The 13472-nt window shown below is 65.5% G+C and carries 12 protein-coding genes; 3 read left to right on the top strand and 9 right to left on the bottom strand.

The annotated features are described in order from the left end of the window. Nucleotides 1-361: 361 nt before the first annotated feature. The 6 genes from IFT65_RS00060 to IFT65_RS00035 all read right to left on the bottom strand — a co-directional run bounded on the left by IFT65_RS00060 (nucleotide 362) and on the right by IFT65_RS00035 (nucleotide 7827). Nucleotides 362-1309 (bottom strand): DMT family transporter, encoded by a 948-nt coding sequence (locus IFT65_RS00060; RefSeq protein ID WP_192079166.1) that lies wholly within the window; start codon nucleotides 1307-1309, stop codon nucleotides 362-364. A 33-nt stretch (nucleotides 1310-1342) separates the two neighbouring features. Beyond that, nucleotides 1343-2080, bottom strand: a complete 738-nt coding sequence (locus IFT65_RS00055) for an AraC family transcriptional regulator (protein ID WP_192079164.1) — start codon at nucleotides 2078-2080, stop codon at nucleotides 1343-1345. A 104-nt stretch (nucleotides 2081-2184) separates the two neighbouring features. After that, nucleotides 2185-3297, bottom strand: coding sequence for a hybrid sensor histidine kinase/response regulator (locus IFT65_RS00050; protein WP_192079162.1), 1113 nt, complete (start codon nucleotides 3295-3297; stop codon nucleotides 2185-2187). Beyond that, nucleotides 3294-3863 carry a chemotaxis protein CheB gene (locus IFT65_RS00045; RefSeq protein ID WP_188324213.1) on the bottom strand — a complete coding sequence of 190 codons (570 nt, stop codon included), beginning with the start codon at nucleotides 3861-3863 and terminating at the stop codon, nucleotides 3294-3296. The genes IFT65_RS00050 and IFT65_RS00045 overlap by 4 nt, the downstream gene beginning before the upstream one ends. Further along, on the bottom strand, nucleotides 3863-4687 hold the full coding sequence (locus tag IFT65_RS00040) for a CheR family methyltransferase (protein WP_188324214.1): 825 nt from the start codon (nucleotides 4685-4687) through the stop codon (nucleotides 3863-3865). The genes IFT65_RS00045 and IFT65_RS00040 overlap by 1 nt, the downstream gene beginning before the upstream one ends. Further along, a complete protein-coding gene (locus tag IFT65_RS00035) occupies nucleotides 4684-7827 on the bottom strand; it encodes a response regulator (protein WP_192079160.1) in 3144 nt (1047 codons plus the stop codon). The genes IFT65_RS00040 and IFT65_RS00035 overlap by 4 nt, the downstream gene beginning before the upstream one ends. 145 nt (nucleotides 7828-7972) lie before the next feature. On the opposite strand from IFT65_RS00035, the gene IFT65_RS00030 reads away from it, so the two are divergent. Together IFT65_RS00030 and IFT65_RS00025 are read left to right on the top strand one after the other, a co-directional pair. Continuing rightward, nucleotides 7973-9130 carry an ATP-binding protein gene (locus IFT65_RS00030; protein ID WP_342029518.1) on the top strand — a complete coding sequence of 386 codons (1158 nt, stop codon included), beginning with the start codon at nucleotides 7973-7975 and terminating at the stop codon, nucleotides 9128-9130. Next, on the top strand, nucleotides 9123-9479 hold the full coding sequence (locus tag IFT65_RS00025) for a response regulator (RefSeq protein ID WP_188324217.1): 357 nt from the start codon (nucleotides 9123-9125) through the stop codon (nucleotides 9477-9479). The genes IFT65_RS00030 and IFT65_RS00025 overlap by 8 nt, the downstream gene beginning before the upstream one ends. A 200-nt stretch (nucleotides 9480-9679) precedes the next feature. Here the strand turns inward: IFT65_RS00025 and IFT65_RS00020 are convergent, their stop codons facing one another. The 3 genes from IFT65_RS00020 to IFT65_RS00010 form a co-directional block, all read right to left on the bottom strand. Next, nucleotides 9680-10351 (bottom strand): MarC family protein, encoded by a 672-nt coding sequence (locus tag IFT65_RS00020; RefSeq protein WP_192079156.1) that lies wholly within the window; start codon nucleotides 10349-10351, stop codon nucleotides 9680-9682. 104 nt (nucleotides 10352-10455) lie between these two features. Beyond that, a complete protein-coding gene (locus tag IFT65_RS00015; RefSeq protein ID WP_192079153.1) occupies nucleotides 10456-11142 on the bottom strand; it encodes an outer membrane beta-barrel protein in 687 nt (228 codons plus the stop codon). Nucleotides 11143-11289: 147 nt separating this feature from the next. Next, nucleotides 11290-11469, bottom strand: a complete 180-nt coding sequence (locus tag IFT65_RS00010) for a hypothetical protein (protein ID WP_192079151.1) — start codon at nucleotides 11467-11469, stop codon at nucleotides 11290-11292. Between the two features lie 619 nt (nucleotides 11470-12088). Here IFT65_RS00010 and IFT65_RS00005 point away from each other — a divergent pair. Then, on the top strand, nucleotides 12089-13288 hold the full coding sequence (locus IFT65_RS00005) for a GAF domain-containing sensor histidine kinase (RefSeq protein WP_192079149.1): 1200 nt from the start codon (nucleotides 12089-12091) through the stop codon (nucleotides 13286-13288). The last annotated feature ends 184 nt before the right edge of the window (nucleotides 13289-13472 follow it).

Below are 13472 nucleotides of genomic sequence, written 5' to 3'. Positions count from 1 at the left end.
CGCGCTCGGTGGAAGGTTTCCCCGCCACCTGGTTCGGTGCGGGGCCGTGGTTTTCGTGAGTTACGCGAAGACGACGGACCGCACCCGGCAGGTGGTGCCGGTGGTGGTGGTAATCGTGGTAATGGCCGTGTTGCTGCCGGCATCCAACCGCGCACGATCTGGCGCCGCGAAGGCGACGTGTGCGAGGGCGAAGGGAGCGGAGGCGGTGACCATGGGTCTAGAAAACACCGGCGACCCCGCTGCTGTCAAGTGCTGCGCTGCAAAAACACCAGCGCTTCATATGCACGCATCGTCGGCGAAAATGGTTGCATCGGTGACCACGTCGCTGGCGCGCGGCGCGGCGGCCACGACATCGTCTTCCTCAGCCAGCATGCTCGGTGATCGCGCGTGGCGTGCGATGCGCATGCGCGCACCAGAGCACCCCGGTCACCAGGCAGGCGATGGCCGCCAGCTCCAGCGCGGTGGGCCAGCGCCGTTGCCAGGCGAAGCCGTACAGCAGGGCAAACAGGGTTTCGAACACGATCATCTGGCCGGTCAGCGTCAACGGCAGCAGACGACTCGCGCGGTTCCAGCAGGCATTGCCCAACAGCGAGGCAATGATCGCTACGCCGGCGCTGACGACCCAGAACAGACCCCACGCCCCCGCATCGTGATGCGCCGTGTTGAAGACGAAGGCCATCGGCACCAGCAGCAGCGCGAGCGCGCCGGTGACCACGCCGGTGAGCAATGACCAATCATGTGCGGACAGATCCGGGCGACGCTGCAACCAGCGACTGTTGCCCACCGAATAGGCCGCCCAGGACAGCAAGGCACCAAACGCACACAGCAGGCCCAGCACGCGTTGTCGCCACGGCGTAGCCACGTGCTCGGACACCAGTGCCTCGTAACCGACCAGGGCGACGCCCGTCAGGCACAGCAGCAGCGCCGGTGCCAGCTTGGCCAACCGCACCGCGCCTTCTTCGCGCACGCCCACCAACGTAACGACGACGGGAATCAAGCCAACGATCAGCGATGCCGCCGCACCGCCTGCCCACTGCACGGCGGTCGCCAGCAGCAGGAAATACACCAGGTTGCCGGCCAGGCTCAGCCACACCAGCCCGCGCCATTCGGCAGCACCGAGCTGCGGCGCCAAACGCTTCCAGCGCGGCCAGAGCAGGGCCACGGCCACCAGCCCATAGATCAGATAGCGGCCGGCGGAGAGCTGCACCGCATCGAAGGCCATCAGTACGGCGGGAGCCAGGAACACCACGCCCCAGAGCGCGCCTGCCGCCACGCCATTGCCGATGCCCACACCCATCGAACGATTCATCACACCGCCTACCCTGCTGTCAGGCCGGGAAGTCTAGGGGGTGCGTGCGCGGCGTGTCTTGACCCGGGCTATGGTCGCGGGCCCGCGAGAGCGCCAGGTGGTAGGAGTACGCCCGGTTTCGCGCACCAGCGCACGCGTCAGCGCACTCTGCTCGGAATAGCCCACACGCTGGGCGACCTGGCTGATCGGCAGCGGGGTCGTGCACAGCAGATGGCATGCCAGGCGCAGGCGCACGGCACTCAACCACGCCTGTGGAGGCAGCCCGGTTTCGCGCACAAACCAGGCATGCAGGTGGCTGACGCTCAACCCCGCCCGTCGCGCCATGCGTTCTACCGGCCACGGCTCACCCGGCGCATCCTGGATGTGGGTGCACAGCGCCTGCAGACGTGCGCCACTGCCATCGGGCGCGAACGCCTGCAACAGCTGCGGCAGCAGCGAAGCGCGATCACCAGCGGGCGTGGCGTGCAACGCGCGGCGCAGCGACTGCGGCAGGAACAGCCAGCGCTGACGCCGCAGGTGGTCCAGGGTGTGGTCGTCGAACCATTGCAGATCGCAATCAATCACCAGATGGGCATTGCGCCCCTGCCCCCTCTGGTCATGGTGCTCACCTGGCGCGACGAACACGCCCTGAAACGCATCCAGCCGCGCCCCCTGACCGTCCAGTTCGAACTGCAGCTCACCCCGCAGCGGCAGCACCCATTGCGCGAAGTCGTGGCGGTCGCCACCGCCGGCGTCGCCGTAACTGCGGATGTGGAAGCACGGGGTGTTCATCGGGCAAGTCTCGCGCTCGCCTTGATCCCGCGCAAGCAGGGCAAGCGGGACCAGGGCGCTTTTACGGTGCGAGAGAAACCTGCCGTTCTACAGCGCGGGTCCGATCAGGCCCGCCGGGGCAGGCGGGCTTCGAACACCACGTCCTGTGCTTCGTTGCGTGCTTCCAGTTCGCCGCCATGTGCGCGCACGAACTGGTCGGCAATGAACAACCCCAGCCCCAACCCCTTGCTGGCATGGAAGCTGGCTTTGAACGGCTCGAACAGGCGCGGCAGCAGGCTGTCGCCAATATGCCCGCGATTGCGTACGCGCAGCACGACCTGCGCCGGATCCTCGCCGTCCACCTGCACTTCGACCGGTTCGTTGCCACCGTGCACGAGCGCATTGCCGATCAGGTTGGACACGACCTGCGCCAAGCGATCCGGGTCGCCCTGCATGCGCGCATCACCGGACTGCCGCACGTCGATCGCCGCGTTGGCCTGGCCGCGTTCCACTTCCTGTACTACAGCGGTGACCACGCTTGCGGCGTTGCACGGCGTACGCTCCAGGCGCAAGCCGCCGGACCGGATGCGCGAGAAATCGAGCAACTGGTCGACCATCCGCGCCATGCGCAGGGTACTGGTCTCCAGGTGCCGCAACGTCTGCTGCGCGCTGGCCTCCTGCGGGATGTCCAGCGACAACTTGTCCGCGCACAACAGGATCGCCGACAGCGGCGTGCGCAGGTCGTGGGTCAGCACGGCCATCATCGTTTCATTGAGCGTCAGCGCGCGCTCCAGCGCCTCGTTGCGCGATTTCAGCAAGCGCTTCTGCTCGTACAACTCGATGAACACACCGAGCTTGCCGAGGATGATCTGCGGTTCGATCGGCTTGTGCAGGAAGTCCACCGCACCGCTTTCATAGCCCTTGAACGCACGCACCGGATCCTGCGGCGAGGCCGTGAGGAAGATGATCGGCACATCGCGGCTGCGCGCCGAACCCCGCATCAGCTCGGCCAGCGCGAAGCCGTCCATTTCCGGCATCTGCACATCCAGCAGCGCCAAGGCGACATCATGTTCCAGCAACAGCTCCAGCGCCTCATAGCCGGAGGACGCGCAGAGAATACGCAGTCCATCACGGCGCAACAGCGCTTCCATCGCAACCAGGTTCTGCGGCACGTCATCGACGATCAACACATTGACCGGCGCTGCGTCTGCTACAGCCACGGGATGAAGCAGGTTCATTTCAAATCCTTCAGGCATCTGCATATCTCTTCAAGCGTCAGCACCGCATCGGCACCGGCACGCTGCAGGGCCGAAGCGGGCATCATCGACGCCTCGGCATCTTCGGGGCATTGCAACCAGGCTTGGCCACCCGCATCACGAACGGCCGCCACGCCTTCGCTGCCATCACTGCTGGCTCCCGTCAGCAGGATCGCCAACACATCCTCACCAAACACGGCAGCCGCCGATTCGAACAGCGGGTCGATGGCGGGACGCGAGAACAACACCGGTGCATCCATCGACAGCGCAATGGACGACGCATCTTCGACCAGCAGATGGTAATCCGGCGGTGCGAAGGTGACCGTCCCCCGCTCCAGCGGTTGCTTGTCCTCGGCCTCGCGCACGGTCAATGCCGACGACGGATCCAGCAACTCGGCAATCCGGCTGGGCCGATCCCGCGGCAGGTGCAACACCACCAGCACCGGACAGCCCAGCGCCGCAGGCAATGCTGCCAGCACCCGCTGCAACGCAGTGACGCCCCCGGCAGAGGCGCCGATCACCAGCAGCCGCGGAAACGCAGCGCCCATCAGGCCGCCTTCCGGTACAGGCGCTGCTCCCGCGCGCAGGTTTCGAACGCGTTGCCGTGCTCGCCGAACTGCAGCGACTCCTTGCTGCCCAGTCCGAGGAAGCCGCGGTGCACCAGCGCCTCGCGGAACAGCCCCACGGCGCGATCCTGCAGCGGACGGTTGAAATAGATCAGCACGTTCCGGCACGAGACCAGATGGACTTCGGAGAACACGGTATCGGTGGCCAGGCTGTGATCGGCGAACACCACGTTGCGGCGCAGGCGTCGGTCGAACACCGCGCCGTCGTACCCGGTGGTGTAGTAATCCGACAGCGAGCTCTGGCCGCCGGCCTGCAGATAGTTGCGGCTGAACTGGGCGATCCGGTCGATACCGTAGGTGCCCGACTCCGCCGCTGCCAATGCAGAGGGATTGATGTCGGTCGCGTAGATGATGCTGCGATCCAACAGCCCCTCTTCCTGCAGCAGGATCGCCAGCGACCACACCTCTTCGCCGGTACTGCAGCCGGCTACCCACAGCTTGATCGACGGATACGTGCGCAGCACCGGCACCGCCAGCTCGCGCAGCGCCTTGAAGTACGACGGGTCGCGGAACATCTCCGACACCTGCACGGTGAAGAACTGCATCGCCTGGGCGAACAGGTCCGGCTCATGCAGCAGGCGGTGCTGCAGGTCAGACAGCCGCTCGCACTCATAGCGCTGCATGGCCTGGCGCATGCGCCGCCGCAACGACGACACCGCATAGTTACGGAAATCGTAGTGGTAGCGCTGGTAGATGGCTTCCACCAGCACCTTCAACTCCAGGTCGAACAGCTCCGCCTCGTTCATTGCCGCGAGCACCACACCCGGCACAGCGACACCAGCTTGTCCACGTCGATGGGCTTGGCGATGTAGTCGTTGGCACCGGCCTGCAGGCAGCGTTCGCGGTCATCGGGCATGGCCTTGGCGGTCAGCGCGATGATCGGCAGGTCCTTGTGCTGGCGCTGGCTGCGGATCTCGCGCATGGCGGTCAACCCATCCATTTCAGGCATCATGATGTCCATCAGCACCAGGTCCACTTCCATGGTCGCCAGCCGGTCCACGGCCTCGCGACCGTTGCGTGCGATCTCCAGCTTCACCCCCAACGGCTCCAGCACGCTGGACAGGGCGAAGATGTTGCGGACATCGTCCTCGGCCAGCAGTACGGTGCGGCCATCCAGCACCGAATCGCGTCGACGCGCCTCGCGCAGCAGGCGCTGCTGGTCGGTGGGCAGGTTGGCCTCCACGCTGTGCAGGAACAGGGTCACTTCGTCGAGCAGGCGCTCCGGCGAACGAGCCCCCTTGATGATGATGCTCTTGGAGTAACGGCGCAGGCGCTGTTCTTCTTCGCGCCCCAAGGCGCGGCCGGTGTACACGATGACCGGCGGGAAGCCGACGTCCTCGCTCTTGGCCATGTACTCCAGCAGGTCGTAGCCACTGCCGTCGGGCAGGGCCAGGTCGGTCACCATGCAGTCGAAGGTCGCACTGCTCAGCTGCTGCACTGCCTCGGCGATGGTGCCGACAGCGGTGATCTGCAGCTGTTCGCGGCCCAGCAGCAGTTCAAGGTTGCCACGCAGTTCGGTGTCGTCCTCGACGATCAGCAGACGGCGCACGTCACGCTGACTGGTCTTTTCCAACTGCTGGATGGCTTCCACCAGGCGCTCGCGGGTGGCCGGCTTGATCACATAGCCGATGGCCCCCAGCTCCATCGCCAGCTGGCTGCGCTCCATGCCCGACACCACGTGCACGGGGATGTGGCGGGTCAACGGATCGCGCTTCAGGCGCTCCAGCACGCTCAGCCCGGACACATCGGGCAGGCCGATGTCCAGCAGCACGCCACTCGGGCGCAGCTCGCGCGCCATCGTCAGCGCCTCCTCGGCCGTGGTCGCGACCACGCAGTCGAAGTCCAGTTCACGCGCAAGCGTCACCAGCGCCTCGGCGAAGGTGGCGTCATCTTCCACCGCCAGGATCAGCCGCTCGCTGCGCAGGGAACCGGCACGCTGGTTCGCCGCCGCCTGCCACGCCACCAGTGACGGCGACGCCGATACCGCTGCGGCTTCACTGCGGGCCTGTACCGGGATGGTGGCCGGCGCCGCTGCAGGCACACGAGGGCTGGCAGGCGTCGAGGTGGCGTGCGCGCTGCCCATCGTCGGTGGCGCGTCGGCCTGTTCGGGCGAGCCGCTCAACGGCAATTCCAACGAGAAGGTGCTGCCACGGCCCAGCTCGCTTTGCACCCGGATGTCGCCGCCCATGCGGGTGGCGAGGTCGCGCGAAATCGAAAGCCCAAGACCGGTGCCGCCATAGCGGCGACGCGTGCTGCCGTCGGCCTGGCGGAACGCTTCGAACACGGCGTCCAGTTGTTCGGCGGCGATGCCGATACCGCTGTCGCGCACCACGAAGCGCACCCGGTCAGGGGCCACGGCCTGCACCTGCAGGCTGACCGTGCCGTGTTCGGTGAACTTGACCGCGTTGGCCAACAGGTTCTTCAGGATCTGCTGCAGGCGCTGGCTGTCTGCGGTGAACTGGCTGGGTGCACCGGCATCGGCCACGATCTCCAGTGCCAGCCCTTTCTCGCGCGCCAGCGGCTCGAACGTCTCGCGCAGCCGCTGCAGCGCGCCGTCGACCACCACCACCTCATCGGACAGTTCCACATGGCCGGCTTCGATGCGGGCCAGGTCCAGGATGTCGTTGATCAACGACAACAGGTCATTGTTCGACGACAGGATGGCCTGCGCGTACTTGACCTGCTCATCGCTCAACGTGCCGTCGCGGTTGTCGGACAGCAGCTTGGCCAGGATCAACGAACTGTTCAGTGGCGTCCGCAGCTCGTGCGACATGTTGGCCAGGAACTCGGACTTGTAGCGCGAGGCGGCAGACAGCTCGTTGGAGTTGCGCACCAGCGCAGCCTGCGCGATCAGCAGCGCCTGCTTCTGCCCTTCCAGCTCGTGCGTGCGCTCTTCCAGCTGCACGTTGGTCTGTTCCATTTCCGCCTGCTGCTGCTCCAGGTTGGTCTGGGAGTGCAGCAGGCTGCGGCTCTGCTCTTCCAGCTCTTCGTTGGACACGCGCAGTTCTTCCTGCTGTGCCTGCAACTCTTCACCCTGGCGCTGCGATTCCTCCAGCAGCTCGGCCAACCTTGCGCGCAGCACGGCCGCGCGCAGTGCGATGCCGATGGTGTCGGCGCAGCGCTCCAGCAGCACGCGGTCGAGGTGCGGAACGCGCCCCGGACGGATGCGACCCAACTCGACCACGCCAACAATGACATCGTCGCTGAGGATCGGCGCCAGCAGGCGCTCACGCAGGGGGGTGTCGCCCAGGCTGGAACTGATCTTCAGCACGCTGCCCTCCACCTCGCGCAGGTGACGGACCTTGCCCTCGCGGACCACCTGCCCCAGCTGGCCCTCGGCCAGCCCCAGCGACTGCGGTATGCCGCCTGGCAGCGCCACGCCACCGGTCAACAGCAACTGATGGTTTTCGATGCGAAACATGACGGCGGTCTGCGCGTTCAACTGCTCGGCCAGCGTGGTCATGGCGGCCTCGGCGATCTTTTCCGGGCCGAGGTCACCGCGCAGGCTCATCGCCACCACGTTTTCACTCTCCTGAAGCCAGAGTGCTTCGGAGGCTTCGCGGCGCGCCTGGATTGCGCGGTTGACGATCAGCGCGATCATCAGGAAGGCAAAGCCGCCAATGGTGCGGTTGACGAACGAGAAAGCTGAATTGGTGCTCGCCGGTGCGATGTTGTAGCCCACTGCGAGGAAGATGCAGGCGGCGACGGCCACCAGCAGCGGCAACCCCGCATGGCGCTGGAACACTGTCACGCCAATGGCGAGGAAATAGGCCAACCAGACCGCATATCCAAGCGGGACAACCAGTTCAAGCGCCGCGGTAGAGGCCAACAAAGCGGCAGACAGCCCCCACACCCAGGGGTCGCGCGTGCTTGAAGCAGAGGTCATGGAGTGAGATCCCGGCACAAAGAAGTGAGATGGTAACTGAATGACCGTCGTTTCCTGCACGACTTTCGGCACGCGCCCACCTACACAGATCCTTCACACTATCGCTTCTAGCTTCACCGGCCTCAGGGGTCTTCAGCGCAGTCTCGTGGTAAACGCCGTCACCAAGCTCACCTCACAGACAGAGTCCAGCCAACAGTTGAAGCTTCTCATCGAGAGCGTCACTGATCACGCCCTGTACCTGCTCGACACGGATGGCCTGGTATGCAGCTGGAACCCAGGGGCGGAGCGGATCAAGGGATACCCGGCCGACGACGTCATCGGTACGCATTTCAGTCGCTTCCACTGCCCCACTGACCGCGATGCGGGCGAGCCGGGCCGTTCGTTGGACATTGCCGCACGTGAAGGACGCTACGCCGGCGAAGGCTGGCGGCTACGCAGTGATGGCAGCCGGTTCCGGGCGAGCGTGGTCATCGAGCCGGTATTTGAATCCGAGGTGCTGGTGGGCTTCGTCAAGGTCACCCGCGATATCACCGAAAGCTACCAGGCCCAGGTATTGCTGCGTGACGCGCAGCGGGCGCTGGCCAGCACCCAACAGTTCGAGAAAGTCAGCCAGCTCAGCCGCGGCCTGGCGCACGAGTTCAACAACCTCCTGACCACCATCCACAACGCCCTGGACCTCATCGCGCTGCGCTGTGACAAAGACGACACGACCGAACGGCTGATCGGCAACGCGCAGGCGGCAGCCGACCGCGGCGCGCTGCTCACCCGCCAATTGCTTGCCTTCGGCGCCGGCCAGACCCTGGTGCGGGAGCGTGTGTCCACGGCAGATTGGCTGCAGCCTGCGCTGGCCGCCCTGCAGCAGCGCTGCCTGGCCAAACACACACTGCAACTGCAGGTCACCCGGGTACTGCCCGACGTGCTGCTGGACCCCTCGCAGCTGGAGGCGGCCCTGTTCAATCTGGTGGGCAACGCCTGCGACGCCATGCCCGAGGGTGGGCATATCTGTATCATCGGCGACCTGGAGCGCCGGCTGGACCCGCAGGCCGACACCCCGACCTACCGTGATTTCGTCGCCATCCGGGTCCAGGATGAAGGCCATGGCATGGCGCCGGATATCGCAGCACGGGCCAGCGAACCGTTTTTCACGACCAAGGACATCGGCCAAGGCAGCGGGTTGGGCCTGAGCCAGGTGTTCGGATTCATTACCCAATGCGGCGGATTCGTCGACGTGTCGAGCACCGAAGGTGGTGGTACGACAGTCAGCCTGCTGCTGCCTGCCCTGGAGGTTCCCGCCAATGACTGACCCCATCCGCGTACTCATGGTCGAAGACCAGGAAGACCTGCGCGACATGATCGGGCTGGCCCTGCAGGACATGGGCATCGCCGTGGACACAACCGCAGACGGCCACGAGGCCGTGGCGATGATGGAAAGCGAACGCGAGTACGACGTGGTATTCAGCGATGTCAGCATGCCCAATGGCATGTCCGGCATCGAACTGAGCGAGCACGTCGCCCGCGCCCAGCCCGGTGCCCGCATGATCCTGTCATCCGGCTACGCCCGCTCGCAGTTGCCGCCCCTGCCCGGCCACGTCGAGTTCCTGCCCAAACCCTATCGCCTGCGCCAGCTGCTGGAACTGCTCAGCCCGCGCTGAAAGCGGTGCTGGCGCTGAGGGGTGGGTCAACCGGGTAGAGCCGACTTCAGTCGGCTGCCGTTGATTGGAGAGGTAGAGCCGACGTCAGTCGGCTGTAGTTGTCCCAGCCGACTGAAGTCGGCTCTACCCGGCCCTGTTGAAACCAGCCGACTGAAGTCGGCTCTACCCAGCCCGTCGAAACCAGCCGACTGAAGTCCGCCCTACGTTGCGCTCAGATCCAGCCAGCCTGACCACACCAGCTGGATGCCGATGCACAACAGCACGAAGGCCACCAGTTGCTGCATCACCACCGCGCCGGAGGGCCCCAGGCGCGTGACCACCACGATCGAGTTGCGCAGGATCAGGTAGATCACCACCGCCACCATCAGCGCCCCGCCGACCGCAACGATCGCGCCCGACAGGAAGTGCAGCGGGTGTAGCGGGTTCATCGATTCACCGTGTGCGCCCAGGGTGATGCAGGCGGAAATCACACCCGGACCGGTGGTCAACGGAAACGTCAGCGGATAGAAACTGCGCTGCATCAACTGGTCATCCGCAATGCCCGCTGCCTCGGTCTCATGCGCGGTCGGCGACGTATCGGGGCGGGGCGCCAGCATCCGCCATGCACTCGCCGCGACCAGCAGCCCACCACCAAAGCGCACCACCGCCAGCGAAATGCCGAAAACGGTCAGCACGTAGGTGCCGACCAGCATCGACGCGATGATCACCCATGCCACGTTCATCCCGATCTGCCGTGCAAGCAGGCGCGCAAGTCCGTGCTTGTTGCCGACGGACGAAACGAAAATCGAGGCGATGCTCAGCGGGTTGATGATCGGCAGCAGGGTCACCGGGACCAGCGCCATATCCTTCAACAGGGCGATCATGTATTCCATGTCAGCTCCACGCCAGCGGGTCATTGCCCGCCAATGAAGAGGGGCCGCCCTGTCGCACCAAGCCAAGCTCGGCGGACACAGCGGCCCCACATCGTCCCGTCAGATCAGAAGGCGTAACGGCCGCCGAGGTAGATTTCGCTCGACACCAGGTTGGCGCTCATCTTTTCGTCCTGCAGCGAACGCGCGTTCGGGAACGCATTCCAGCCACTTTCGGTACGACCCATGTCGACGTAGCGGTAGCCCAGGTCGAGGGTCAGCTTATCGATCGGGGAATACGCCACACCGGCGCCCAGCGACCACGACAGGTTGTCCTGGCGGCCGACGTTGTACTGGCGCGCAACCGTGCCCTGCCATCCATCAGACTTCAGGCGGGCGATACCGATGCCGACCGAACCGTACAGCGACACCTGGTCGGTGATGGCGAAATCGCGGTACACATTGGCCATCAGGCGCTGTGCCTCGATGTAATGCACGTTGTTGCTGAGCGGGAAGGTGGTCGACCCACTGGTGAACGTGTCGGTCTTCGGCAGGGTGTATTCACCCTCCACGCGCCACCCGTTGTTGTACGTGTAGCCCAGTGCGAACGAGCCGGTGGTGAACTTGTCGTCCTGCTTGCCCGGCACAAACGCGCCGATACCCGGACGGGCGCTGTCGGCCATCTCACGCGCCTTGTGCTCGGCTGCCACGACACGGCCGGCGACATAATAGCTGCCGTCATCAGCGAAGGCGGAGGCGGACTGCATGCCGGCGAGGGCCAGCAGCGAAAGCGAAACAATCTTGATCGAGGACATGAGGGTTTCTCATTGGATGACCCGGCACCGCGGGCGCCGAGGCAGCAGAAAGAGGCGTAATTGCCGTGGCACAAAGTAGGCGGGCGCTCCGCTGTGTCCTATAGGACCGGGCTGGAATCGCGTGCGGCAAGCGTCAGGCCGCGCCGATCAGTCGCGGTCCCCGGCGGCTGCACTGCGCAGCCGCGACTTGCGCCATCCACCATGAGAACGCACCTGGCCGCTGTCACCGGTGATCACGTAACGCGCGGCGCAGGACACGGCAACAAGCACTCCGACATGCCAGCTGCGCAGCTTGGCGTACGCATAGCGAAAGCGTCTCAGGCGCATGGGTATGCCTCCCGGGCGCTTACCGCCGTATCGCGGCCGGAAAAAAGAGAGGTCAGCTGCAAAGAAGCCGATCGCGGCACAGAAAGCGAAGTCGTCATGAATCTCCGGGCGCACGACACCTGCCGCAGGCAGTGCATCGTCGGCGCCGTCAACAGGGCACAGGCAGCGGATAACTGCCCGCCGAAGCTAAGCCTGGGTCCTCATGCACTCAATGGGACTTATCTGAAAAGTGCCGCCCCTCCGTACCACGGCGAGTGCGGCGCCGCTCACGCTGCCGCTGAGCCAGATGCACTACCCCAAGCACGCAGGCGAAGCCGATGGCCACTTCAGACAGAGCAAGCAACAGGTGCATGGCGATCTCTCCGCGACAACAAATACGACAACCCCTGTCGCTTTCAACCTAGCGCGTCTGCCACCCGGCGTTCTGCAAGGCAGTGCGCATTTCCGGACACCCACCTGCCACGCGGGCAACAAAATCAGCGAATTGCGCGCAATCTCCTTAACTCTTCAGGATCAGACCCACGACGCACGAACTGCGCCCGCGCGTCCGAGATGTCACAATCGACACCTCACTTTTTCCTGCAGGGGTCCGAAGGCCCTTGAAAGCGTAAGCCGCCAGATGCGCAGAATTCCTTCCAAGGACGGTACGTTCCCCTCGTTCCACTCCTGCCTTGAGCTGGCGTGTGCGGTCAGCGGCATGCGCGTGGCACTGGTCGGGGAGGTCAGCAATGACGAATGGCGCGCCATCCATGCGCTGGACCGTGCCGGCATGGGCATCTCTGCCGGCCTGCGCCTGGACCTGATCAATACCTTCTGCCGCGACGTCACCGCGACCGGTGCGGCGGTCTGGTTCAGCGACTCCCAGCAGGACCCCATCCACTGCAGCAGTCCGATTCCGGCCGCGCATGGGTTCCGCAGCTACATCTCGGTGCCGGTGGTCCTTGCCGATGGGCGCGTCTACGGCACCCTGTGCACGCTGGACCCGGAGCCTCGCCAGGTCACCGACGAAAGCCTGCGGGCCATGCACGCGCTGGCCAAGGTCGTCGCCGAGCAGGTCGGTGCGGTCGAGCACACCTCCAGCGCCTCGCTCGCCCACTCCGAACAGCGGCTGCAAGCATCGGAAATGGTCAACAGCGCGCTGCGTGAAGAAGGCCGCGAGCGCGAGGAGTTCATCGCCGTGCTTGCGCACGATCTACGCAATCCATTACAGGCCATCCGCGTCACCTCGGAACTGCTGGCGCTGTCGGCCGCATCGCCTGCCCAACAGAACCTGCTGCAGCACCTGGACGACAGCGCGGACCGGATGGCCGAGTTGATCGACGTGACCCTGGATTTCGCCCGCGGGCGGCTGGGATCCGGGCTGGCCCTGCGCATCAAACCCTGCACCGGCCTGTCCGCCATCCTGACCCGGGTGAGCCAGCAGGCGCTGGCGCCCTACCCCGGCTGCCCGCTGGAAATCGAGCTCGATCTTCCCGCGGTGGTGAACTGCGACGTGGACCGCCTGGGCCAGCTGATCAGCAACCTGCTGATCAACGCCGCGATCCACGGACAACAGGGCGAGCCCATCGTGCTCCGCGGGCGCGCGGACGACCGCGACATGACCCTGGAAGTGCAGAACCACGGCGCCATCCCGGAAGGATCGAAGGACACCCTGTTCAAGCCCTTCCACCGCTCCGGCGACCAGCGGCTGGATTCCGGCCTTGGACTGGGGCTGTATATCGCCGCGCAGATCGCCCTGTCCCACGGCGGCACCCTGACCGCCGCATCGGCCGCAGACACCGGCACCACCTTCACCGCCCGCCTGCCGCTGTCGCACTGAACCACGGGTAGAGCCGACTTCAGTCGGCTGCGGGGACCAAGCGCCACGGGTAGAGCCGACTTCAGTCGGCTGGGCGGACCCAGAGCCACGGGTAGAGCCGACTTCAGTCGGCTGGGCGGAGCCAGCGCCGCTGGTAGAGCCGACTTCAGTCGGCTGCGGGGGCCAAAACCAGCCGACTGAAGTC

Source organism: Stenotrophomonas sp. CFBP 13725, from assembly GCF_014841935.1.
In the GTDB taxonomy this organism is placed as follows: Bacteria; Pseudomonadota; Gammaproteobacteria; order Xanthomonadales; family Xanthomonadaceae; genus Stenotrophomonas.
Note: the sequence above shows the minus strand (reverse complement) of the source record. Positions and strands in the feature narration are given on the sequence as shown.

Excerpts from the sequence above, each read along its gene's own strand:
- IFT65_RS00060 (WP_192079166.1), bottom strand. The coding sequence starts at position 1,309 with ATGAATCGTTCGATGGGTGTGGGCATCGGCAATGGCGTGGCGGCAGGC.
- IFT65_RS00055 (WP_192079164.1), bottom strand. The coding sequence starts at position 2,080 with ATGAACACCCCGTGCTTCCACATCCGCAGTTACGGCGACGCCGGCGGT.
- IFT65_RS00050 (WP_192079162.1), bottom strand. The coding sequence starts at position 3,297 with ATGAACCTGCTTCATCCCGTGGCTGTAGCAGACGCAGCGCCGGTCAAT.
- IFT65_RS00045 (WP_188324213.1), bottom strand. The coding sequence starts at position 3,863 with ATGGGCGCTGCGTTTCCGCGGCTGCTGGTGATCGGCGCCTCTGCCGGG.
- IFT65_RS00040 (WP_188324214.1), bottom strand. The coding sequence starts at position 4,687 with ATGAACGAGGCGGAGCTGTTCGACCTGGAGTTGAAGGTGCTGGTGGAA.
- IFT65_RS00035 (WP_192079160.1), bottom strand. The coding sequence starts at position 7,827 with ATGACCTCTGCTTCAAGCACGCGCGACCCCTGGGTGTGGGGGCTGTCT.
- IFT65_RS00025 (WP_188324217.1), top strand. The coding sequence starts at position 9,123 with ATGACTGACCCCATCCGCGTACTCATGGTCGAAGACCAGGAAGACCTG.
- IFT65_RS00020 (WP_192079156.1), bottom strand. The coding sequence starts at position 10,351 with ATGGAATACATGATCGCCCTGTTGAAGGATATGGCGCTGGTCCCGGTG.
- IFT65_RS00015 (WP_192079153.1), bottom strand. The coding sequence starts at position 11,142 with ATGTCCTCGATCAAGATTGTTTCGCTTTCGCTGCTGGCCCTCGCCGGC.
- IFT65_RS00010 (WP_192079151.1), bottom strand. The coding sequence starts at position 11,469 with ATGCGCCTGAGACGCTTTCGCTATGCGTACGCCAAGCTGCGCAGCTGG.
- IFT65_RS00005 (WP_192079149.1), top strand. The coding sequence starts at position 12,089 with ATGCGCAGAATTCCTTCCAAGGACGGTACGTTCCCCTCGTTCCACTCC.